General features: G+C 64.3%; 14 protein-coding genes. 7 read left to right on the top strand and 7 right to left on the bottom strand.

All coding sequences use genetic code 11. The annotated features are described in order from the left end of the window. Positions 1 to 152 precede the first annotated feature (152 nt). The 5 genes from AT302_RS13725 (at position 153) to AT302_RS13745 (ending at position 5,952) form a co-directional block, all read left to right on the top strand. On the top strand, positions 153 to 1,172 hold the full coding sequence (locus AT302_RS13725; RefSeq protein ID WP_058378898.1) for a fatty acid desaturase family protein: 1,020 nt from the start codon (positions 153 to 155) through the stop codon (positions 1,170 to 1,172). Between the two features lie 309 nt (positions 1,173 to 1,481). After that, positions 1,482 to 1,760 (top strand): hypothetical protein, encoded by a 279-nt coding sequence (locus AT302_RS13730; RefSeq protein WP_058378899.1) that lies wholly within the window; start codon positions 1,482 to 1,484, stop codon positions 1,758 to 1,760. After that, positions 1,750 to 2,004 (top strand): hypothetical protein, encoded by a 255-nt coding sequence (locus tag AT302_RS13735; protein WP_058378900.1) that lies wholly within the window; start codon positions 1,750 to 1,752, stop codon positions 2,002 to 2,004. The genes AT302_RS13730 and AT302_RS13735 overlap by 11 nt, the downstream gene beginning before the upstream one ends. A 10-nt stretch (positions 2,005 to 2,014) precedes the next feature. Continuing rightward, positions 2,015 to 3,604, top strand: coding sequence for a PepSY-associated TM helix domain-containing protein (locus AT302_RS13740; protein ID WP_058378901.1), 1,590 nt, complete (start codon positions 2,015 to 2,017; stop codon positions 3,602 to 3,604). Between the two features lie 113 nt (positions 3,605 to 3,717). Beyond that, positions 3,718 to 5,952 carry a TonB-dependent siderophore receptor gene (locus AT302_RS13745; protein ID WP_084656227.1) on the top strand — a complete coding sequence of 745 codons (2,235 nt, stop codon included), beginning with the start codon at positions 3,718 to 3,720 and terminating at the stop codon, positions 5,950 to 5,952. A 110-nt stretch (positions 5,953 to 6,062) separates the two neighbouring features. On the opposite strand, the gene AT302_RS13750 is transcribed toward AT302_RS13745, so the two are convergent. The 7 genes from AT302_RS13750 to AT302_RS13780 all read right to left on the bottom strand — a co-directional run bounded on the left by AT302_RS13750 (position 6,063) and on the right by AT302_RS13780 (position 14,872). Beyond that, positions 6,063 to 6,833: a ferredoxin--NADP reductase gene (locus tag AT302_RS13750; protein WP_058378902.1), complete on the bottom strand. Its 771-nt coding sequence runs from the start codon at positions 6,831 to 6,833 to the stop codon at positions 6,063 to 6,065. Positions 6,834 to 6,990: 157 nt separating this feature from the next. Then, positions 6,991 to 8,013 carry a UDP-glucose 4-epimerase GalE gene (galE, locus tag AT302_RS13755; RefSeq protein ID WP_058378903.1) on the bottom strand — a complete coding sequence of 341 codons (1,023 nt, stop codon included), beginning with the start codon at positions 8,011 to 8,013 and terminating at the stop codon, positions 6,991 to 6,993. Positions 8,014 to 8,113: 100 nt separating this feature from the next. Then, on the bottom strand, positions 8,114 to 9,490 hold the full coding sequence (gene pelG, locus AT302_RS13760) for an exopolysaccharide Pel transporter PelG (protein WP_058378904.1): 1,377 nt from the start codon (positions 9,488 to 9,490) through the stop codon (positions 8,114 to 8,116). Further along, complete coding sequence (pelF, locus tag AT302_RS13765) at positions 9,490 to 11,187, bottom strand: GT4 family glycosyltransferase PelF (protein WP_237171925.1); 1,698 nt, start codon at positions 11,185 to 11,187, stop codon at positions 9,490 to 9,492. The genes pelG and pelF overlap by 1 nt, the downstream gene beginning before the upstream one ends. After that, positions 11,184 to 12,290, bottom strand: coding sequence for a hypothetical protein (locus tag AT302_RS13770; protein WP_058378906.1), 1,107 nt, complete (start codon positions 12,288 to 12,290; stop codon positions 11,184 to 11,186). The genes pelF and AT302_RS13770 overlap by 4 nt, the downstream gene beginning before the upstream one ends. After that, positions 12,283 to 13,701 carry a PelD GGDEF domain-containing protein gene (locus AT302_RS13775; RefSeq protein ID WP_058378907.1) on the bottom strand — a complete coding sequence of 473 codons (1,419 nt, stop codon included), beginning with the start codon at positions 13,699 to 13,701 and terminating at the stop codon, positions 12,283 to 12,285. The genes AT302_RS13770 and AT302_RS13775 overlap by 8 nt, the downstream gene beginning before the upstream one ends. Positions 13,702 to 14,020: 319 nt before the next feature. Beyond that, positions 14,021 to 14,872, bottom strand: coding sequence for a phosphodiesterase (locus tag AT302_RS13780; protein WP_058380320.1), 852 nt, complete (start codon positions 14,870 to 14,872; stop codon positions 14,021 to 14,023). A 638-nt stretch (positions 14,873 to 15,510) separates the two neighbouring features. Here AT302_RS13780 and AT302_RS13785 point away from each other — a divergent pair. Further along, entirely contained in the window at positions 15,511 to 15,789 is a 279-nt protein-coding gene (locus tag AT302_RS13785; RefSeq protein ID WP_058378908.1) for an HU family DNA-binding protein, read from the top strand. Positions 15,790 to 16,079: 290 nt separating this feature from the next. Then, entirely contained in the window at positions 16,080 to 17,096 is a 1,017-nt protein-coding gene (locus AT302_RS13790; protein ID WP_167365802.1) for a CHAD domain-containing protein, read from the top strand. Positions 17,097 to 17,203: the final 107 nt, after the last annotated feature.

The following is a 17,203-nucleotide window of genomic DNA, read 5'->3' on the forward strand; positions in this document are numbered from 1 at the left end:
AGGCACTGATATGACCTTGCCACGCGACTGACATATTCCCGACCTGACGGACGACATACACTCTTGTCGCCACGGTGCCGGGCTGGTTGCGTACGGATTGGGTAAGATCGCGCTCTGACGCTCGAAATGGCACCCCATGTCACGGAGACCTTATGGAGCATGTCGTCGCACACCCGGCGCAGACCGACACCGACTCATCGCTTTCTTCTCTTGCATCGCCAGCCCTGTGGCGCCACGCGCGCCCCTCGCGCTGGAATCCGTGGCTGATCGCCCTGACCGGGCTTGCGGGGCTCTGGCAATGGTTCGGGCTCGGCCTGGCGCTGCGTCATTGGGGCGCGACGGCAGCGTTCACACTCCTGCCCGTGCTGCTGCTCACCCCCATGCACTGGGGGCTGATTCACGAATCGATTCATGGCCAGTTGCGGCTCAAGCCGCGCGATAACGAACGCACCGGCCGCCTGTTGTCGGTGCTGCTCGGCCTGCCGTTCGAGATCATGCGCTTCGGCCACTTGCTGCATCACCGCTTCACGCGGCAGCCGTTTGACCGCCCGGACATCTCCACCCTTACCGATAGCGCGCCGCGGCTGGCACGGCTGCGGGCGTGGTTCGGCTATCAGTCGCGGCTGCTCGGCGGCATGTGGCTCGCCGAAATCTTCGCGCCCGTCATTGCGTGGATTCCGCCGCGCCGTCTGCCCGCGCTAGCAGCAAATGCGCTCGGCACCGATGCGCAGGATGAAGACGTCCGCCGCCGCGTGGTGATGTTTGGCAGCGACCCGGTGCGCCGCCGCCGGATTCAGCGCGATTTCGTCATGACGCTGGTCGCACTGGTGCTGGCGATCTGGGCGTACGGCCCGTGGTGGCCGGTGTTCGTCGCGGCATTTGTCGCGCGGGGCATCTGGCTGTCGATTGCGGATAACTTGCCCCACTACGGCGTCGAAATGGACGAACCTGCACGCGCCCGCAACTTTCACGCGCCCGCGTTCGGTCGTGCACTGCTGCTCAATGCGAATCTGCATCGCGTGCACCACCTCTATCCGACCGCACCGTGGCATCTGCTGCCGGAGATCAATGCCGCTCAGCCGACCGCCGGTCCGCAAGTGCCCTACCTGCACGCCGCACTGCGTCAGTTCGGCGGTCCGTTACCGGCCAGCAAGACCATCGCCGGGCACTGATCGCGGGGGTCGCGATCTCGCACAAATCCGCAGGCTTGGCAACGGTGTGCTGTACGCCGTTGCCGCCAAACCACGACCGAGCGTCGTTATCCCTTCGCCATGGTTTGCAATGTTTCAGGATTTATCCGAAACATGTTATAAATGCGAATCGTTTTCGTTAACGTTTGCATTTGTTGTGCACTTGATTTGCATTCCGTTAGCCTTTGATTTGCGCCGGCTTTCATTAGCCCGCATCGCAGCAACGTCGCCCGAGGGCGGCGTTTTTGCTTGTGCCGCTTCGTTTTTCATCGATCTCATCGATTCCTCAGCATGTTGATTGCATTGGCTATCGCGCTGGCCTGGTTTGCAGGCGGCGCCTGCTACCTGACGTCGGCGCATCAGCGCCTGCGCACGCAGCGCCTGAACCCCCAACCCGCCCGCGCGCTCTCGCTCGTGGCCGCCATCGCCAGCCTCGTGTGCTGGCTCGTGGCCGCCGGGGCATCGGCCGGCATTGCCGCCGCCTTCATGTCGCTGTGTTTCGGCCTGCTGTTCTGGCCCTATGCCGCTGGCGGATGGCACTGGCTGCGCGGAGATGCCCATGTGGAGTAGAACCTTTGCGGGTCTCGTGCTCGGCTTCTTCGCCGCCATGGCGCTGTGCGGCGCCATGGCGTACATGACGCCGGCCGGCTGGCACACCGCCATCATCCCCGTCATCACCCTCTTCCCGCTCGTGTGGCTCGGCTTGTTTGCCGTGGTCTATGCGAGCCGAACCGCCACGCGTGCATGGATCGGCCTCGGCGCCACCACTGTCGTCGCCTGGGTCGCGCTGTGGCTGGCGCGCGCTGTCTGGTAAGGATCGTCCGATGCGTGCCCAAACGCTGCGTCAATATCTGAGCGTCCATACGTGGGCCGGCATCGTCGCCGGTTTCGCGCTGTTCATCGCCATGCTCGGCGGTGCGCTGACCGTTTTTCAACACGAAATCGAGCGCTGGGAGCAACCGGCCACGCGTCATGCGCCGCTCACGCTCGCCCAGACCGAAAAGCTCGCCGAACTCGTGCGTGCGCAGTTTCCGGCAGCGCGCGAGCAAATGGGCGTGGTCCTGCCCAACCATTCGCCGACGCCGTTCGCCTACTGGCAAGGTGCCGACGGCGAATGGATGCAGGCAAGGTTGCGCGAATCTACAGACAGCAGCGGCGGCGCCGAGCCGTCGCTCATCGTCGGCAATGCCCGCCCCGGTTTGTCGGCGACGATCAACGCGCTGCACTACTCGCTGTCGATCCCGACCTATGGCCTGTATCTGATGGGCATCGTGTCGCTGTTCTACGGCATGGCGCTGATCTCGGGCGTGATTGTGCATTTGCCACGCGTGACGCGCGACATCTTCGCGCTGCGCCCGGGGCGCAATCTCAAGCGTTTCTGGCAAGACGCCCACAACGCCATCGGCGTGCTGAGTCTGCCGTTTCACATCGTCTTTGCACTCACCGGCGCGCTGCTGTGCCTGAGCGTGCCATTGATGATGGCGTTCAACGTCATCACGTTCGAAAACAAACTGATGGCGCAGATTCCGCAGGTGATGGGTGCGGTGCCGGCGAAGATTGCCCCGGTCGACGGCAAGCCGCTCGATCTGGCCACCATCCTCGCGCGTGCGGAACACGCCGCCCCGGATGTCGAAGCCACTGCCGTGTCGTGGACCGGTTACGGCAAACCCGACGCCGGGGCGGAAGTCTATGGCGAAGCCGGTGATTCGCTCGGTGTGTTCGCGGCGGTCGCCGTGCGCCTGAACGACGGCGCCATCATCGGCCAGCACAGCCCGGGCGTACGCGATGCGAACCACGCGGTACTGAGCATGATCTACGGCGCGCACTTCGGTAATTTCGCAGGCATCGGCATGCGGTGGGTCTATTTCGTGCTCGGCCTGATGGGCGCTGTGCTCGTGTACAGCGGCAATCTGCTGTGGCTGGAGTCGCGCCGCAAGCGCAACTCGGCCATTCAACCCGCCAATTTGCGCTGGATGGCCAAGGCGACCGCAGGCGTATTCCTCGGCACCTGTCTCGGCCTTGCCGTCGCGTTCTCCGGTGCGTTGCTCTCGCAAGGCACGACAGCGCTGTCGATCTTTGTCGGCACGGTCATCGTGTCGCTGATTTTTGCCGCTTTGACGGCACCCGCCATTGCCGCGACGGGGCTGCTCGCCGCCACCGCGCTCGCGTGTCTCGCGATTCCGGTCATCGACGCCCTCGTCACACCCGACAACGTGCTGCGCTCGATCGCAAGCGGCGACTGGGTATTGGCCAGTGTCGATCTCGTGGCGATCGTTTGCGCCATCGCGTTCTTCCTCTTTGCGCGTGCGACATGGCGTCGGGCGCGCCGCGGCGACCCGAACAGCGTGTGGGCACGGCGCGCGCCGACGGCGGGCACGCCGGAAGTCGGCGGCGCCACGCGCACCACGGTTTAGCAGCACGCCCCGGCGACACCCTCGCTGGCATCGCCGGGGAATACAAGATTTGGCGCGCTGACGCCATCGACCCAGCACACAAGACACCAACTCACTCAGGGAGATTTACCCGAATGCCGCAACTCCGCTCCGTCACGGCGCGCGCCCCCGCTCGCCCCGAAACTTCGCGTCTCGCCTCGCCGATTGCGCGTGCCACCTTCGCGCTCATCGCAACTTACGCCGCGCTGGCCACGGTAGCCACGACACAAGCGTATGCACAAAGCACCCCGTCAGGCGCCGATTCGGCCGCCACGCCATCGAGCACGCAGGCACAGCCCACGGCGCAGTTGACGACGACGACGGTCACGGGCGACCGGAGCAACGACTACGATCCGCTCGCCGTGAAAAACGTGACCTCGGGCGCACTCGGCACCCGCAAGGCGGTCGACACGCCCTTCTCGACCACGACCGTGACCAACGAGCAAGCGCAGGATCTGATGGCGACGTCGATCAACGACGTGTTCAAGTACGACCCGTCCGTCGCGCAGGTCATCAGCAGCGCGACCGGCGAAAACGCGGTCTTCAGCGTGCGCGGTCTGGCGATCGACATGCTCAACGGCATCAAGGTCGACGGGCAGAGTTTCCCGGTGTGGGACGCAGATCTCGCGATGGAGCCGTTCGAGAAAGTCGAGCTGCTCAAAGGCGCCGGCGGTTTCATGTACGGCTTCGCCACCCCGGGCGGCATGCTGAACTACGTGATGAAGCGCCCGACCGATGACGCGTATCGCTCGGCGACCATCGGTTACACGTCGGCCAACATCTGGGCGGAAAAACTCGACGTGGGCGGCCGCTTTGGCCCGGATAACCAGTTCGGCTACCGCGTGAATCTGGTCAACGAGGAAGGCAATTCGTCGGAAGCGCGTCAGCATATTCGCCGCAAGGGCGCGTCGCTGGCGCTGGACTGGCGCATCACGCCGGACCTCACTTGGTCGGCCGACGTGATGTATCAGGATCGCAAGTCGACGGGCACGATTTTCGGTCTGGGCTTTTATGGCGTGACGCAGATTCCGTCGGCCAAGAGCGTCAAGGATCTGTCGCAGCCGCAGAACTGGTATGAAACCGAATTCCTGTCGGTGGGCACGGGTCTCGATTACCGCATCTCGGACGATTGGCGCGCCAGCGTGAAATTCCGCTTCGCCAAGGAAAACCGCTACAACTTCGATAGCTTCATTGCGGTCAACGACAACGCCGGCAACTACACCAACACGCTGTACGCCGCCCTGACGCGCTACTACTACCAGAACTACGATGCGATGCTGCAAGGCAAGGCCGATACGTGGGGCGTGAAGCACGATCTGGTCGTCGGCGCGAGCTACATGAACCAGTGGAAGGACTACGACGCGGGCGAAGGCTGGCAAAACGGCTACAACCTCGGCAACGGCAATCTGTTCTCGCCGACCCTGCTGAGCAACGCCGCCGCCGGTATTTCCGCCGATCTGTATCGCGCCGGCCGCATCACGCAGGCAGCGATTTACGCCAGCGACACGGTTCACGTGACCTCGCGCCTGTCGGTGCTGCTTGGCGCGCGCTACACGCAGTATCACGACTGGAGCTACTTCACCAACGGCACGCAGTCGGCGAACTACTCGGCCAACCCGGTCTCGCCGACCATCGCATTGATGTACAAGACGGACGCGAACTCGACCGCTTATGTGAGCTACGTCGAATCGCTGGAAGAAGGCGCGTCTGCCGACAACCGCTTCGCCAACTCCGGCACGACCTACGGTCCGCTCAAGAGCAAGCAATGGGAAGTCGGCTTCAAGACGGATAACCGCAACTGGGGCGCCAACATCGCACTGTTCCAGATGCGTCGCGGCTATTCGTACGGCGACTCGAACAACAATCTCGTGCAGAACGGCATCATGCGCTTCCAAGGGCTCGATGCGAGCGGCTGGGTCAAGCCGCTCGACGAGTGGCGCGTGATGGGCGGCGTGCTGCTGATGAACTCGAAGGCGGTCGATATCGACGATCCGAGCGTCGCGGGCAAGCGCGTCTACGGTGCGGCCAAGGTCATCGGCACGGGGCGTATCGAGTACAACCCGTCGTACCTTCGTGAGTTGACGGTGGCGTTCGGCGGCAAGTATGTCGGCGGCATGGCCGTCGATGCCGCCAACACGCAGTTCATTCCGGGCTACACCACGTTCGACCTGAGCGCGAAGTACCAGACGCGCATCAGCGGCAAAGATGTCGTGTTCCGCGCGGGCATCAACAACCTGTTCGATCGCAAGTACTGGACCGAAGCGTGGGGCGGCTTCCTGTTCCTCGGCGCCACCCGCACGTTCGTGGCCAACGCGACGATTCAGTTCTAAGCGGCACAGGCTCGGAAACGACAAAACCCCACGACCCGAAAGTCGTGGGGTTTTGTTTTGTGCTGTCGTGCTGGGTTGCGGCGATGTCGCTGACGTCTTAGCCGGCGAACTTAGCCAACAAACGCGCGCTCAACGAGGTAATGCCCCGGGGCGTGGTTGTGACCTTCGACAAAACCGCGCTTTTCCAGCAGCTCACGGGTGTCCTTGAGCATGGCCGGGCTGCCGCACAGCATGACGCGATCGTTTTCCGGCGTGAATTCCGGCAGGCCGATGTCCTCGAACATCTTGCCCGACTCGACCAGCTCCGTGATACGGCCCTGGTTCTCGAACTCTTCACGCGTGACCGTCGGGTAGTAGATCAGCTTGTCGCGCACGTACTCGCCGAGGTATTCGTGTTCCGGCAGGTGCTCGGTGATCAGGTCGCGATAAGCCAGTTCGCTCGTGAAGCGGCAACCGTGCACGAGAATGATGTGCTCGTAGCGGTCATACACTTCCGGGTCGCGGATGATGCTCATGAACGGCGCGAGGCCCGTGCCCGTCGAGAGCAGGTACAGGTTTTTGCCCGGGAGCAGATTGTCGTTGATCAGGGTGCCCGTCGGCTTGCGGCCCACGATCACCTTGTCGCCCGGCTTCAAGTGTTGCAGACGCGAGGTCAGCGGACCGTCCTGCACCTTGATGCTCAGGAATTCGAGCTCTTCCTCGTAATTGGCGCTTGCCATGCTGTAGGCGCGCAGCAGCGGCTTGCCCTCGACTTCCAGACCAATCATCGTGAACTGGCCATTGACATAACGGAACGAAGCGTCGCGCGTGGTCTTGAAGCTGAACAGCGTGTCAGTCCAGTGGTGGACTTCCAGCACGGTCTGTTGATTCTGTGTACTCATATTGGCGGTCGATAATGCGGTAATGGCCCCGTAGCCCGGACGGCGGCGTGTAACGTACACGCACTATCGGTCGAGGGCGGGAAAACCCGACTATTTTACCTTAATTGGGAATGGCTTTCATTTGTCCCCTGCCCCATAGCGGGCTTTTTCGGGACGATTATTGATATCCATCAGGATTCTGGCGCTGCCAGCGCCAGTGATCGACGCACATGCGCGCCAGATCGTACTCGGCGCGCCAGCCCAACAGCGCCTGCGCCTTGGCCGGATTGGCATAGCAGGTGGCGATGTCGCCGGCCCGCCGGGCCACGATGTCATAAGGCACATCGCGGCCGCTCGCGGCCTCAAAGGCACGTACGACGTCGAGCACGCTTTGCCCTTCCCCTGTGCCCAGATTGACAGTGAAACCTGTCTCGCGAGCGCGCAGCCCCGCCAGCGCGAACAGATGCCCCCGCGCCAGATCGACCACATGCAGGTAATCGCGCACGCCCGTACCGTCGGGGGTCGGCCAGTCGCCGCCAAACACCTTCAGGCGTGGCAGTTTGCCCACGGCCACCTGCGCCACGAACGGCATGAGATTGCTCGGCACGCCCGTCGGATCTTCACCCAACAGACCGCTCTCGTGCGCGCCGACGGGGTTGAAGTAACGCAACACCGCCACCCGCCAGCGCGGATCGGCCACGACCGTGTCGGCCAGCATCTGCTCGGCCATCAGCTTGGTCTGACCGTAAGGGTTCGTCGCTGACAGCGGGAACGTCTCGTCGATCGGCACCGAGCCGGGGTTGCCGTACACCGTGGCCGACGAGCTGAATACCAGATCGCGCACGTTGTGGCGGCCCATGACGTCGAGCAACGTAACGAGACTGCCGAGATTGTTGTGGTAGTAGCGCAGCGGCTGGCTGACCGACTCGCCGACCGCCTTGAGCGCGGCGAAGTGAATCACACCATCGATGCGGTAACGGGAAAACACGTCGTCCATGACCGCAGCGGAACAGACGTCGCCCTGCACAAAGACTGGCGCGCGGCCGGCAATGCGTTCGATGCGGGTAACGGCTTCGCGTTGACTGTTGCAGAGGTTATCTACGATGACGACGTCGTAGCCGCTGCCCAGCAACTCGACACACGTGTGCGAACCGATATAGCCGGCGCCGCCGGTAACGAGAATGGTGCCCTGATTGCTCATGAAAATGCCTTGGCGTCGCCTGCCCGGCGCGCCCGGGGTCGCGCACGGCGCGCGAGGTGACGCATATTACTCCACCGCTGTCGGCTTCGCCAATCGGCCCTCACATCGGCTGCCGCATGTACGTTTCGTACTCGAGCGCATCCAGACGCCTGCCCAGCCAGACCACGCCCCGCACCAGCACGCAAAACAACGCCAGTGCGAAACCATAGCCGTACCAGGCCGGCCCGAGCCGCAGACTGACCCAGGTGAACAAGCCATTGAGCACCACCAGCGACACCGTGAGCACGAGCACGTCACGGCGCCGGTCGAGATAAAACAACACGTTGAGCACGCCCAGCAGCAGCACCTGCATGCCGGCGGCAACGACATCTACACGCAACAGCGGCTGCCACGCCACCGGCATGCCGACCACACGCAGCATGTCGTCGCCGAACGCAAACACCAACAGCGTCACGACCGCCTGCACCTTCAGGATTTCGTAGAGCCCGGTGCGCACGGCGCGGGTCATCATGTCGCGCGCCGTCGCGATCTGGCGCAGCGTGCCCCCGTGCCGCACGGCGTCGAAGAAGCTCGTATAGGCTTCGGCAAAATCCGTCTCGATGCGCAGCAGAAACACCGCCATGCCGGGAATGACGCAGAGATATGAGAGGAAGACCGGCAGATCGTAGACCGGCGACGCGCGCAACGGCCCGATGATCACCATGCCGGTGGCCGGCGACACCCAGAACATCAGCTTGTCGATCCACACGCCAAGGCCGAAACACACGCCGACGCCCACCAGCGAGATGTAGATGCCCTTCGGTGCGAACACGTCCCACGACAGCCACGTATCGGTGCGGTACTGGCGCACGACGATCGCCGCCAACCCGAGCAGCAGACACGCGTGACCGATCACAAAACCGCCGAGCAAGCCCGTCAGGCCATAGCGCCCGAGCAATACGGCGCTCACCACGCTCAGGCTGTAACCCACGCAGAACACGCCGAGAATCGCGCGGTACTGCTTCACGCTGGTCAGGAACAACACCACGATCCACAAGTTGCCGAGCAGCACGAAGCCGATCCACATCAGCCAGCGGTACGCGAGCGGCAAATCAGCGAAGAGCGTTTGCGACAGCACTAGTCCGAGGCTGCCGAGCACGACCGTCGTGACCAGCGCCACGGCATTGAGCGCGGGCATGACCGCGCGTGACTCGCCGGCAAACAACCGGTCGCTCAGATGCCGGGTGAACGCGAGCTGCACCAGTCCGGTCGCGATCACGCTGGCGGCGATCAGATACGTCACCGACACCTGAAACTGCGTCAGCACGGCGGCCGGTTGCACGTTCGCCAGACTCATCAGGCCGACGAGCACGATGCCCACCATCGACAGCACCAACGGCCCGGCGCTGATGATGCCCGCGTACCCATAGGCCACCAGCGTGCCGGACAACGTGTCGCTGCGCAGCAACCGGCGCAGTTCGAATCCGATGCCCGCCATCAGTCGGCACTCCCGGCAAGCAGTTGTCGATAGAGCGTGCGATAGGCGTCCCGCATGGCGTCGTGGGTGTAGTGACGCTCGACACGCGCCATCCCGGCGCGACTCGCCGCGTGCCAGGCGTCAGGCTCCAGCACCTCGACGATGGCGGCCGCGAGCGCCTCCGGATCGGCAATCGGCACCACGCGTCCGGCACGCCCGAGCGCCGGATCGCCGTCAATGCCACTGTCGCCCTCGATCAGATGGCGGCATGCGCCCACGTCGGTCGCCACCACCGGCACGCCGGCGGCGGCCGCTTCGAGCACGACGAGCGGCAACGCCTCCGACACCGACGACAACGCCAGCACGCCAATGTGCGGCAGCACCGACTCGACTGGCCGGTAGCCCATAAAGCGCACCTGATATTCCATGCCAAGGCTCGCCGCCACGTCGCGGCACTCCTGCGCATAGGCGGGGTCTTCCGTCTCCGGTCCGATGATCCACCCCTGCACGTCGGGGCGATGGCGATACGCGATGAAGATGGCGCGCAGAAACGTCTTGATGTCCTTGACCGGCACCACGCGCCCGATCAGCGCCACCACCGGCGGAATCTCTGCCCGATTGGCCTCGGCAGGATCACTGGCTGCCGCCGGGTCGCCACGGCGCGGCACGCGCAGCGCGGCAAAATGGGCCACGTCCACACCGTTGGCAATGTTGCGTGTCTTGTGTGCGGGCGCGCCGTCGGCCAGTTGCCGCTGCCGGTTGCCTTCGAACAACGCCACGATCTCATCGGCGGCGTCGTAGCACACGCGACCGATGGTCTCGAAGAACCGCATCCACAGGTTCTGAAAGTAGCCGACCTGTGAGATATCGCGCTCCAGCACGCCGCGGTTGTCGCGCAACCACTCGCTTTGCAACAGATCGAGCTTGCGCTCCTTGGTGTAGCTGCCGTGTTCGGTCACCAGTAGCGGCTTGCCCGTCGAGAACCGCAGCAATGCGCCGAGCAGCCCCGCGTAGCCGGTGGATACCGTGTGGTACAGCCGTGCAGAGGGCATCGCGTCGGCGATGCGCGCGAGTTGCCACAGCGGCTTGTGCATCGTGCGCACGGTCCAGAAGTAATCGGTAAATGACGGATCGAGGCAGTGGCGTTCATAGCGCTCGGTCATGAAGCGCCACGCGGCACGGCTATGCAAAAACTGGGGTTGCGCCAGTTCACGGCCGTCTCTGAGCATCGGCAGGATACCGGCGAGCATCTGGCGCAAGCTGTCGTTACCTTGACTCGCCACCTCCGCCGCAGCCCCCTCGGCTTCGCTCGCGCTCCCGCCCTCGCGTCGACGCATCAGGTCGTGCATCTCGCCGACCCGCGCAAATGCGGCGGCGTCTCCATCGGTATGAAGCGCCCCTTGGTGGCTGGCGCTTGCGCCATCCCCCTGCGGCGACGGCTCGTAAAGATAATGGGCTTCGAAATGCGTGACGTTCGGCGGCAACGCATAGACCGGCGTGCCGTAGTCCTCGCGGCGGCTGCCGATAAACACCACCGCAAACGTCCGCTCGGGGAACGCACGGATCAACTGATCGACCCACGACGACACCCCGCCGCGCACATAGGGGAACGTGCCTTCGAGAAGCAAAGCGATGTCCGCTACCGGGGCGCCTTGCGAGGCGGCTCGGCTGGCGGGCTCGGCCGACGCTCGCAGTCCGTCGTCAGGCGGCGTCATCATCGGGTCCAGAACCGCACGGCAGGCTGCACGGCAGGTGCGACGGCCGCCAGCGCCGCATGGCCGCCCAGTCCGCCGAGCAACTGTGTCACGCGGTCGTAGCGTCGTTTCTGAAATGCCGCTTCGGCGAGCCAAGGCAACAGCCGCTCACTGGGGAAGCTGTGGAACTGCGCATGCCGAAGGTACATTTCCGCCGCGTCAGGCGCATGGCGCAGCAACGAGCAGCGGCCGAGCAGATACCACATCGAGGCGTCGTCTTCGTGCTGCTCCAGCGTGGCGTGCGCAAAGAATTCCACTCGCTCCAGCGTGAAGCGCAGCACTTCGCCGCGCACCAGATTCTGATAGATCAGCTCCCAATACAACTGCGCCAGACGACGGCTCGTATCTGCGCGCTCATCCTCGTCTTGCGCGGCCTCGTGACGGTCTCGCATGCGAAAAATCTGCTGCATGATGCGTTTTTCCAGTCCGTCGAGAATGCCGTAGGCCAGCAGGCGCACCTCTTCGACCGGGTCGGCCAGCAGGTCGCGGGCGATCTCGCTGGTCACCCGCGACGGCAACGCCTGCACCGAGACGAGCGCGGCCACACGGTCGTCACGCTCCCCATTCACATTGCGCAACCGCGCGCGCAAGCGCATGCCGGTGCCGTGCTGCACGCGGGCGACGAGGTGCGTGACGAAGCCCGGCGCGGCCACCTGCACCGCTTGTGGCGCCTCGCGCGGCGGCGGAAACAGGTAGCCGATGACCATCACGCCAAACAGGACGAAAAGGCCCACGACCGGCAGGAAGAAACAGATCAGCGCCGCGTGCCACGTGGCACCGCGCCGGTGGCGATAGCTCGGGGGCAAGGCACGCGCGATGAACGCGCCTGCCAGACCCGCCGACACCGCTTGCCATGCCAGCACGAGCCATAGCGGGTGCGTCGTGGCAGACAGGTCGCGGGCAATGTCAGGCGACGACAAGACGATCCGAGCCGCCTGCCCCTGCGCGGCTATCGCGAGGCACGCGACGGCAAGCAGCAGGCTCCATCGCAGCACATTGGCCGCGCCGCGCCGCTCGGCGTTTTGCCAACGGGGGGTGCCGTCGCCGCGTGGCATCGTGTCAGCCATGACCGACGCACCGCTCGACCAGTTTCAGCAACCCTTCGCCCGGCGCATCCGGATCGACATGCGCGGTGTGTACGGCGATATGGGCGCTCTGAAAATCGACACCGTACTGCTGGCGCAGGAGGTTTTCCACCCGCAACAGATAGCCGTCGATGCCATGCTCGTCGGTGATCGGCATCAACGCGATGGCGATCTGCTGCCGCGGCGTGCCCAACGTCCACAACGCGTCGAGCGCGCGCCGCTGCCGCACGGTCTGTTCGAACAATGAGTCGCCGCGCGCCCCGCGCGGGAACACCAGCGCGACCAGCGACGATTCGATACTGCTGGCCCGTTTGAGCCGCGCAAGACGGCCCAGCTCCAGCGCGAAGTCATACGGCGCCTCGGGCACCGAGGCACGCACTTCGGTCACGAGCGGCTGCTGCGCCACGCCGTCGGCGTAATACGCCAGCAGCACCAGCAACAGTTGGAGGTTGTCGTGATTGAGCGCGAGAAACGGCATGCGGCGCACGATCAGCACGCTCACCAGTTGCCCGTCGGCATCGACCAGCGGCGCACACGCGAGATAAGGGCTCGCGTCGCTGGCAGCGTCATCGGTGCGCACGTGGGTCAACGTGCCTTCGCGAAGGCAATGCTGAACCAGCGGGTCGTCGGCAATGGGCTCGAAGCTCTCGCCCACACGTGCCAACGCCGTCGTGCCGAGCCGATCACCACGCACGGGGAACAGCGATGCCACTTCGATCTGACACGTGAGCGCTGCGAACTCGAGCATCGGCTGGGCGTTCGGGAGCGGCGCACCGTTCGTGTGCGCGTCACCCGCTCGCCGCACCGTCAAGTCGCGCAAACGCGTGATCGCGTCACGCAAAGTTACGGGCCGGGCGAGCAGGTCACGCTCCAGCCGTTCATGCGAGACACGCAGCAGATAGTGGTTGTGGGTGATCGCGACCAGCCGGTCGTTCAGATACGCATTGATGCTGTGTGCGCCGCGGGTGCGATAGGACCAGACGTCGCAGAAGTGACCGGCCACGAGTACGGCGGTCATGCCGCCGGCGAAGTAACCGATCGGGAAGACCTCGCCCGCACGGCCGCACAGGAGAACCCATGCCAGCGCGAGCATGGCGCCGCTGCCCGCACCCGCCAGCGCCCCATAGCGCAGCGCCGTCACCAACGCGACGAGCCACAGCCACGGGAACTGCGCGGTGCGCAGCAACGGGTCTTCCGGCCGGAATTCCCAGGCGACGAAGACTGCCAGCGCCATGACACCCACGATTTCCAGCACTGCGAACGGACGCGCGACGGCGGGGGCGAGCCAGCGGCCCCACACGCCGAGATTGCCGAGCGGTTGCGAGCGGCGAACGCGCGCGGGTGCATGGGCATCGCGTGCCGGCTCGGCGTCGTTGGGCGTGGCGGTTGTCACGTGGCGCTTGTGGAAAAAAGAATCAGCCGGGTCGGGCGGCCTGCGGGCTCACGCGCCAACGCTTCGGTATGGCATCCGCGCAGGCATCGCAATGTCTCGTGGCGGACAACGGCTTTCGCGCAGAACCGGCGCGACGACGGTATTTTTGGATCCCCGGGCAGCCCGTGACTGCTGATCTGAACAGACTTCTTATGGTTGATACGGCCGCACTGTACACATCGTGAGTCCTACTATCGTCCCCTTTTTTTATCGCTGTCCGATGGGATTGCCGCCGGTGACTACCGCCCTGACAGGCCACCTGACAGGGCGCCTGAAACCCTCAGGAGACCAACGCACCGTCAAAGGTGAACGGGCCGTCGAACGGACCCACGTAGGCCAGATGCGTACGCACCCCAGCGCCCGGCTGCCACAGGTGCATGGCGAAGCCCGGCGGCTCCAGCGTGATCGATCCGGGGGCACCGGGTGCCAGCCCCAGTGAGATCTGGTGCGCGGTCGAAACGCAAGTGCTGGCCATGACGCCCGGAGCGCCCGGCACTACCGCGTGAATGCTGCGATGCAGATGGCCGCAGATCACGCGCTCGATGTGACGGTACCGTGACACGACGGCCGCAAAGCCCTCGCGACCTTGCACCGAGAGGCCGAGCCCGTCCATGAATTCGATGCCGGTATCGAACGGCGGATGATGCATCGCAATGATCGTCGGACGCCCGGCGCAAGCCTGCAACTGCGCGTCGAGCCAAGCCAGCCGTGCCTCGCACAAATGGCCGCCCGCGTTGGGCGGCGACTGCGTGTCTAGGGCCAGTACCGTCACCGGCCCCAGATCGACACGGTACTGCACGAAATCGTCGTCGGCATGACCGGCGCTTTGCATGCCGCCATGGAGACACGCATGCTCGGGGAACGTGGCGCGCAACGCGGCACGATGGTCATGGTTACCGACGACGAGATACAGCGGAATTTCCAGCTCAGCGAGACACTCGCGCAATACTTCGTATTCCGATGGATGTGGCGTATCGACGAGATCGCCGGTGGCAATCACCGCATCGGGGCGCGGCGACCACCGGTTGATCGTGGCAATCGCGTGGCGCAGCGCGCGCGCTGTGTCGACGCGCTCACAAGCGAGCGCGCCCGGGCGGCTGACGTGAAGATCGGTAATCTGGCAAAGCAACATGAAGGCGAATCCTTGATGCGCGCGCAGGCGCATGACATCACGTGTTCAAGTGTAGGTCGCAGCGTCAGGCGCGTGGGCAACACCCGTGGTGCGAGAGACGAGGCGAACGACTTAAGGAGATGAAAGCAGAGACAGAAGCCGCGATGAATGCAGGCGGCGCAACGCTAGGCGCCGAAAATGACATCGGGATGACAACCCGGCAGAACGGGGGCAGAAGCCCATCAATGCCAACCAAAAGTCGTCGTTCTGCGCAAGCCCCTCAACGCTAGGGAAACCCCCAAAGCCCGCCCAGCAAGGGATTGCGCGACGCTAAGCCCGTAGATGACCGCAGTTACCGGGGTTTTACCATCAAGAACGAGAAAGTACGCGGCATTGCACAACAAAATCGCCGCAAACCGTTGCCAGCACTGGCCCACAGGCCGCCGAAGGCTCTATAATGCGGCTGCCCGGCAAGTGCCGGCGTCCTCTCGAATCATCACGAGGCGCGATCTTCGGATCGGGTTTTTTCGATGTTCCGGGAAGACGACATTCTGGCGCGCGCCGCGTGCCTTATGGCGCGGATACAACACCGACACTCGCCAAATGGCGAAAGTGTTAGAGTTGTCGCCGGTATTCACCACCTCTCAAGGGAAACACACATGAACAAACAGGAACTGATCGACGCCGTCGCTGGTGTTACGGGTGCAAGCAAGGCTCAAACCGGCGAAACCATCGACGCTCTGCTCGAGACCGTCAAGAAGGCAGTCGCAAAGGGTGACGCGGTTCAGTTGATCGGCTTCGGCTCGTTCGGTTCGGGCAAGCGCGCTGCGCGTACCGGCCGCAACCCGAAGACCGGCGAAGCGATCAAGATCCCGGCTGCCAAGACCGTGAAGTTCACGGCTGGTAAGGCGTTCAAGGACGCCGTGAACAAGAAGTAAAACCAGTTGCGCGCAGGCCGGCCTCCGTGCCGGCCTATCTTTTTTGCTCGCGCTGCCGGTCTCCGGTTCGCAGCAAAGAGATACGTCTCACGTCACCCTCTCACGAGGACCACGACTGATGTGAGCTGCGCGCCTCGCGGGTGTCCTGCGCCGAATCACTTCGGGAACCGGGCGCCCGCGGTAGTCCCGCCGTTCCCGCAATTCCCGCAATTTGCACCACCCTCTGTACTGCCACTCGCAACAGCTTTTCCGACGCTCAACGCCTGGCCACCTATGCTATGGTGCGTGACATGACACGCGAGACGTCTGCGGCCAGCGCCGCCTCCCCCGAGAATTCCTCGCTTTCTGCGCGACCTGAATCCAACATCGGCACGCCGCTCGATATTGGACAGATGCGCCGAATGCCGGCACCCCATTTGCTCGTCAGTCTGGCGGCCGAATCGATTGCGCAGTGGCCGACACTCTCGGCCGCGCACGATGGCGCCGACGTCATCGCCCCCGAAGCCATCCACCACCTGCGCATTGCCACGCGCCGTTTGCGCGCGCTCGTCGACGTGTTTTCGCCGTGGTTGAAGCCACGCTGGCACCGCAAGCTCAAGCAGGAGTTGCACTGGCTGAGCCACGCCATGGGACCGGCCCGTGATGCCGACGTGCTGAGCGGCACGACATTGCCGGCGCTGCGCACCGAACACCCCGACCTCGACTGGGGTTCGGTCGACGCCTACGTGGCGAAGCTGCGCAGCGACGCCCACAGTCAGGCCGACGAGGCGCTGCTGAGCGAGCGTCAGGTGGCATTGCACCGCACGCTGAAGCGCGCGTTTGGCATTGACGAGCATGGCAGCACGGATGTACGCGCCGCCAAAGCGTTGCGACGTGCGTCGCGTACACCCGGCAAGCGGCCCCGCGCCGTGGCGAAGCACGCACGTGACGTGATTCGCGAGCGCTACGTTGCGTTATTTCCGGATTGTCGCCAGTTGGCGATGCTCGATACCGATCAGTTGCACGCGTTGCGCGTGAAGATCAAAAAGGCCCGCTACAGCGCCGAAGCGCTGACACCGTGGTTGCGCAAGTCGATGCGCACGCCCTATCAGGACACGTTGCGCGCCGCGCAGAACCTGCTTGGCCAGCTCAACGATGCCGCGGTCGCACAACAATTCTGCGAGTCGATGCCGCTCTCGCAAGCGCAGCGCGACGTGCTCACCGTACGCCTCGACACGTTCATCGTGAACGCCACCAGCCGAGCCGCCCACGTGCTGTGCCGGTTGCCCGATGCGGCCACGCTCGATCGCAGCATTCGCAAACGCTAAGCGCTGGACGCTGAACGAAAAACGCTGACGGGATTTCCGTCAGCGTCGTCAAACACCACCAAATTTCGCACAACGCTCCCACCCTGCCGGTGCCGGTGTCGATGCCG

This window comes from Pandoraea norimbergensis (assembly GCF_001465545.3).
GTDB classification, from domain to species: Bacteria; Pseudomonadota; Gammaproteobacteria; order Burkholderiales; family Burkholderiaceae; genus Pandoraea; species Pandoraea norimbergensis.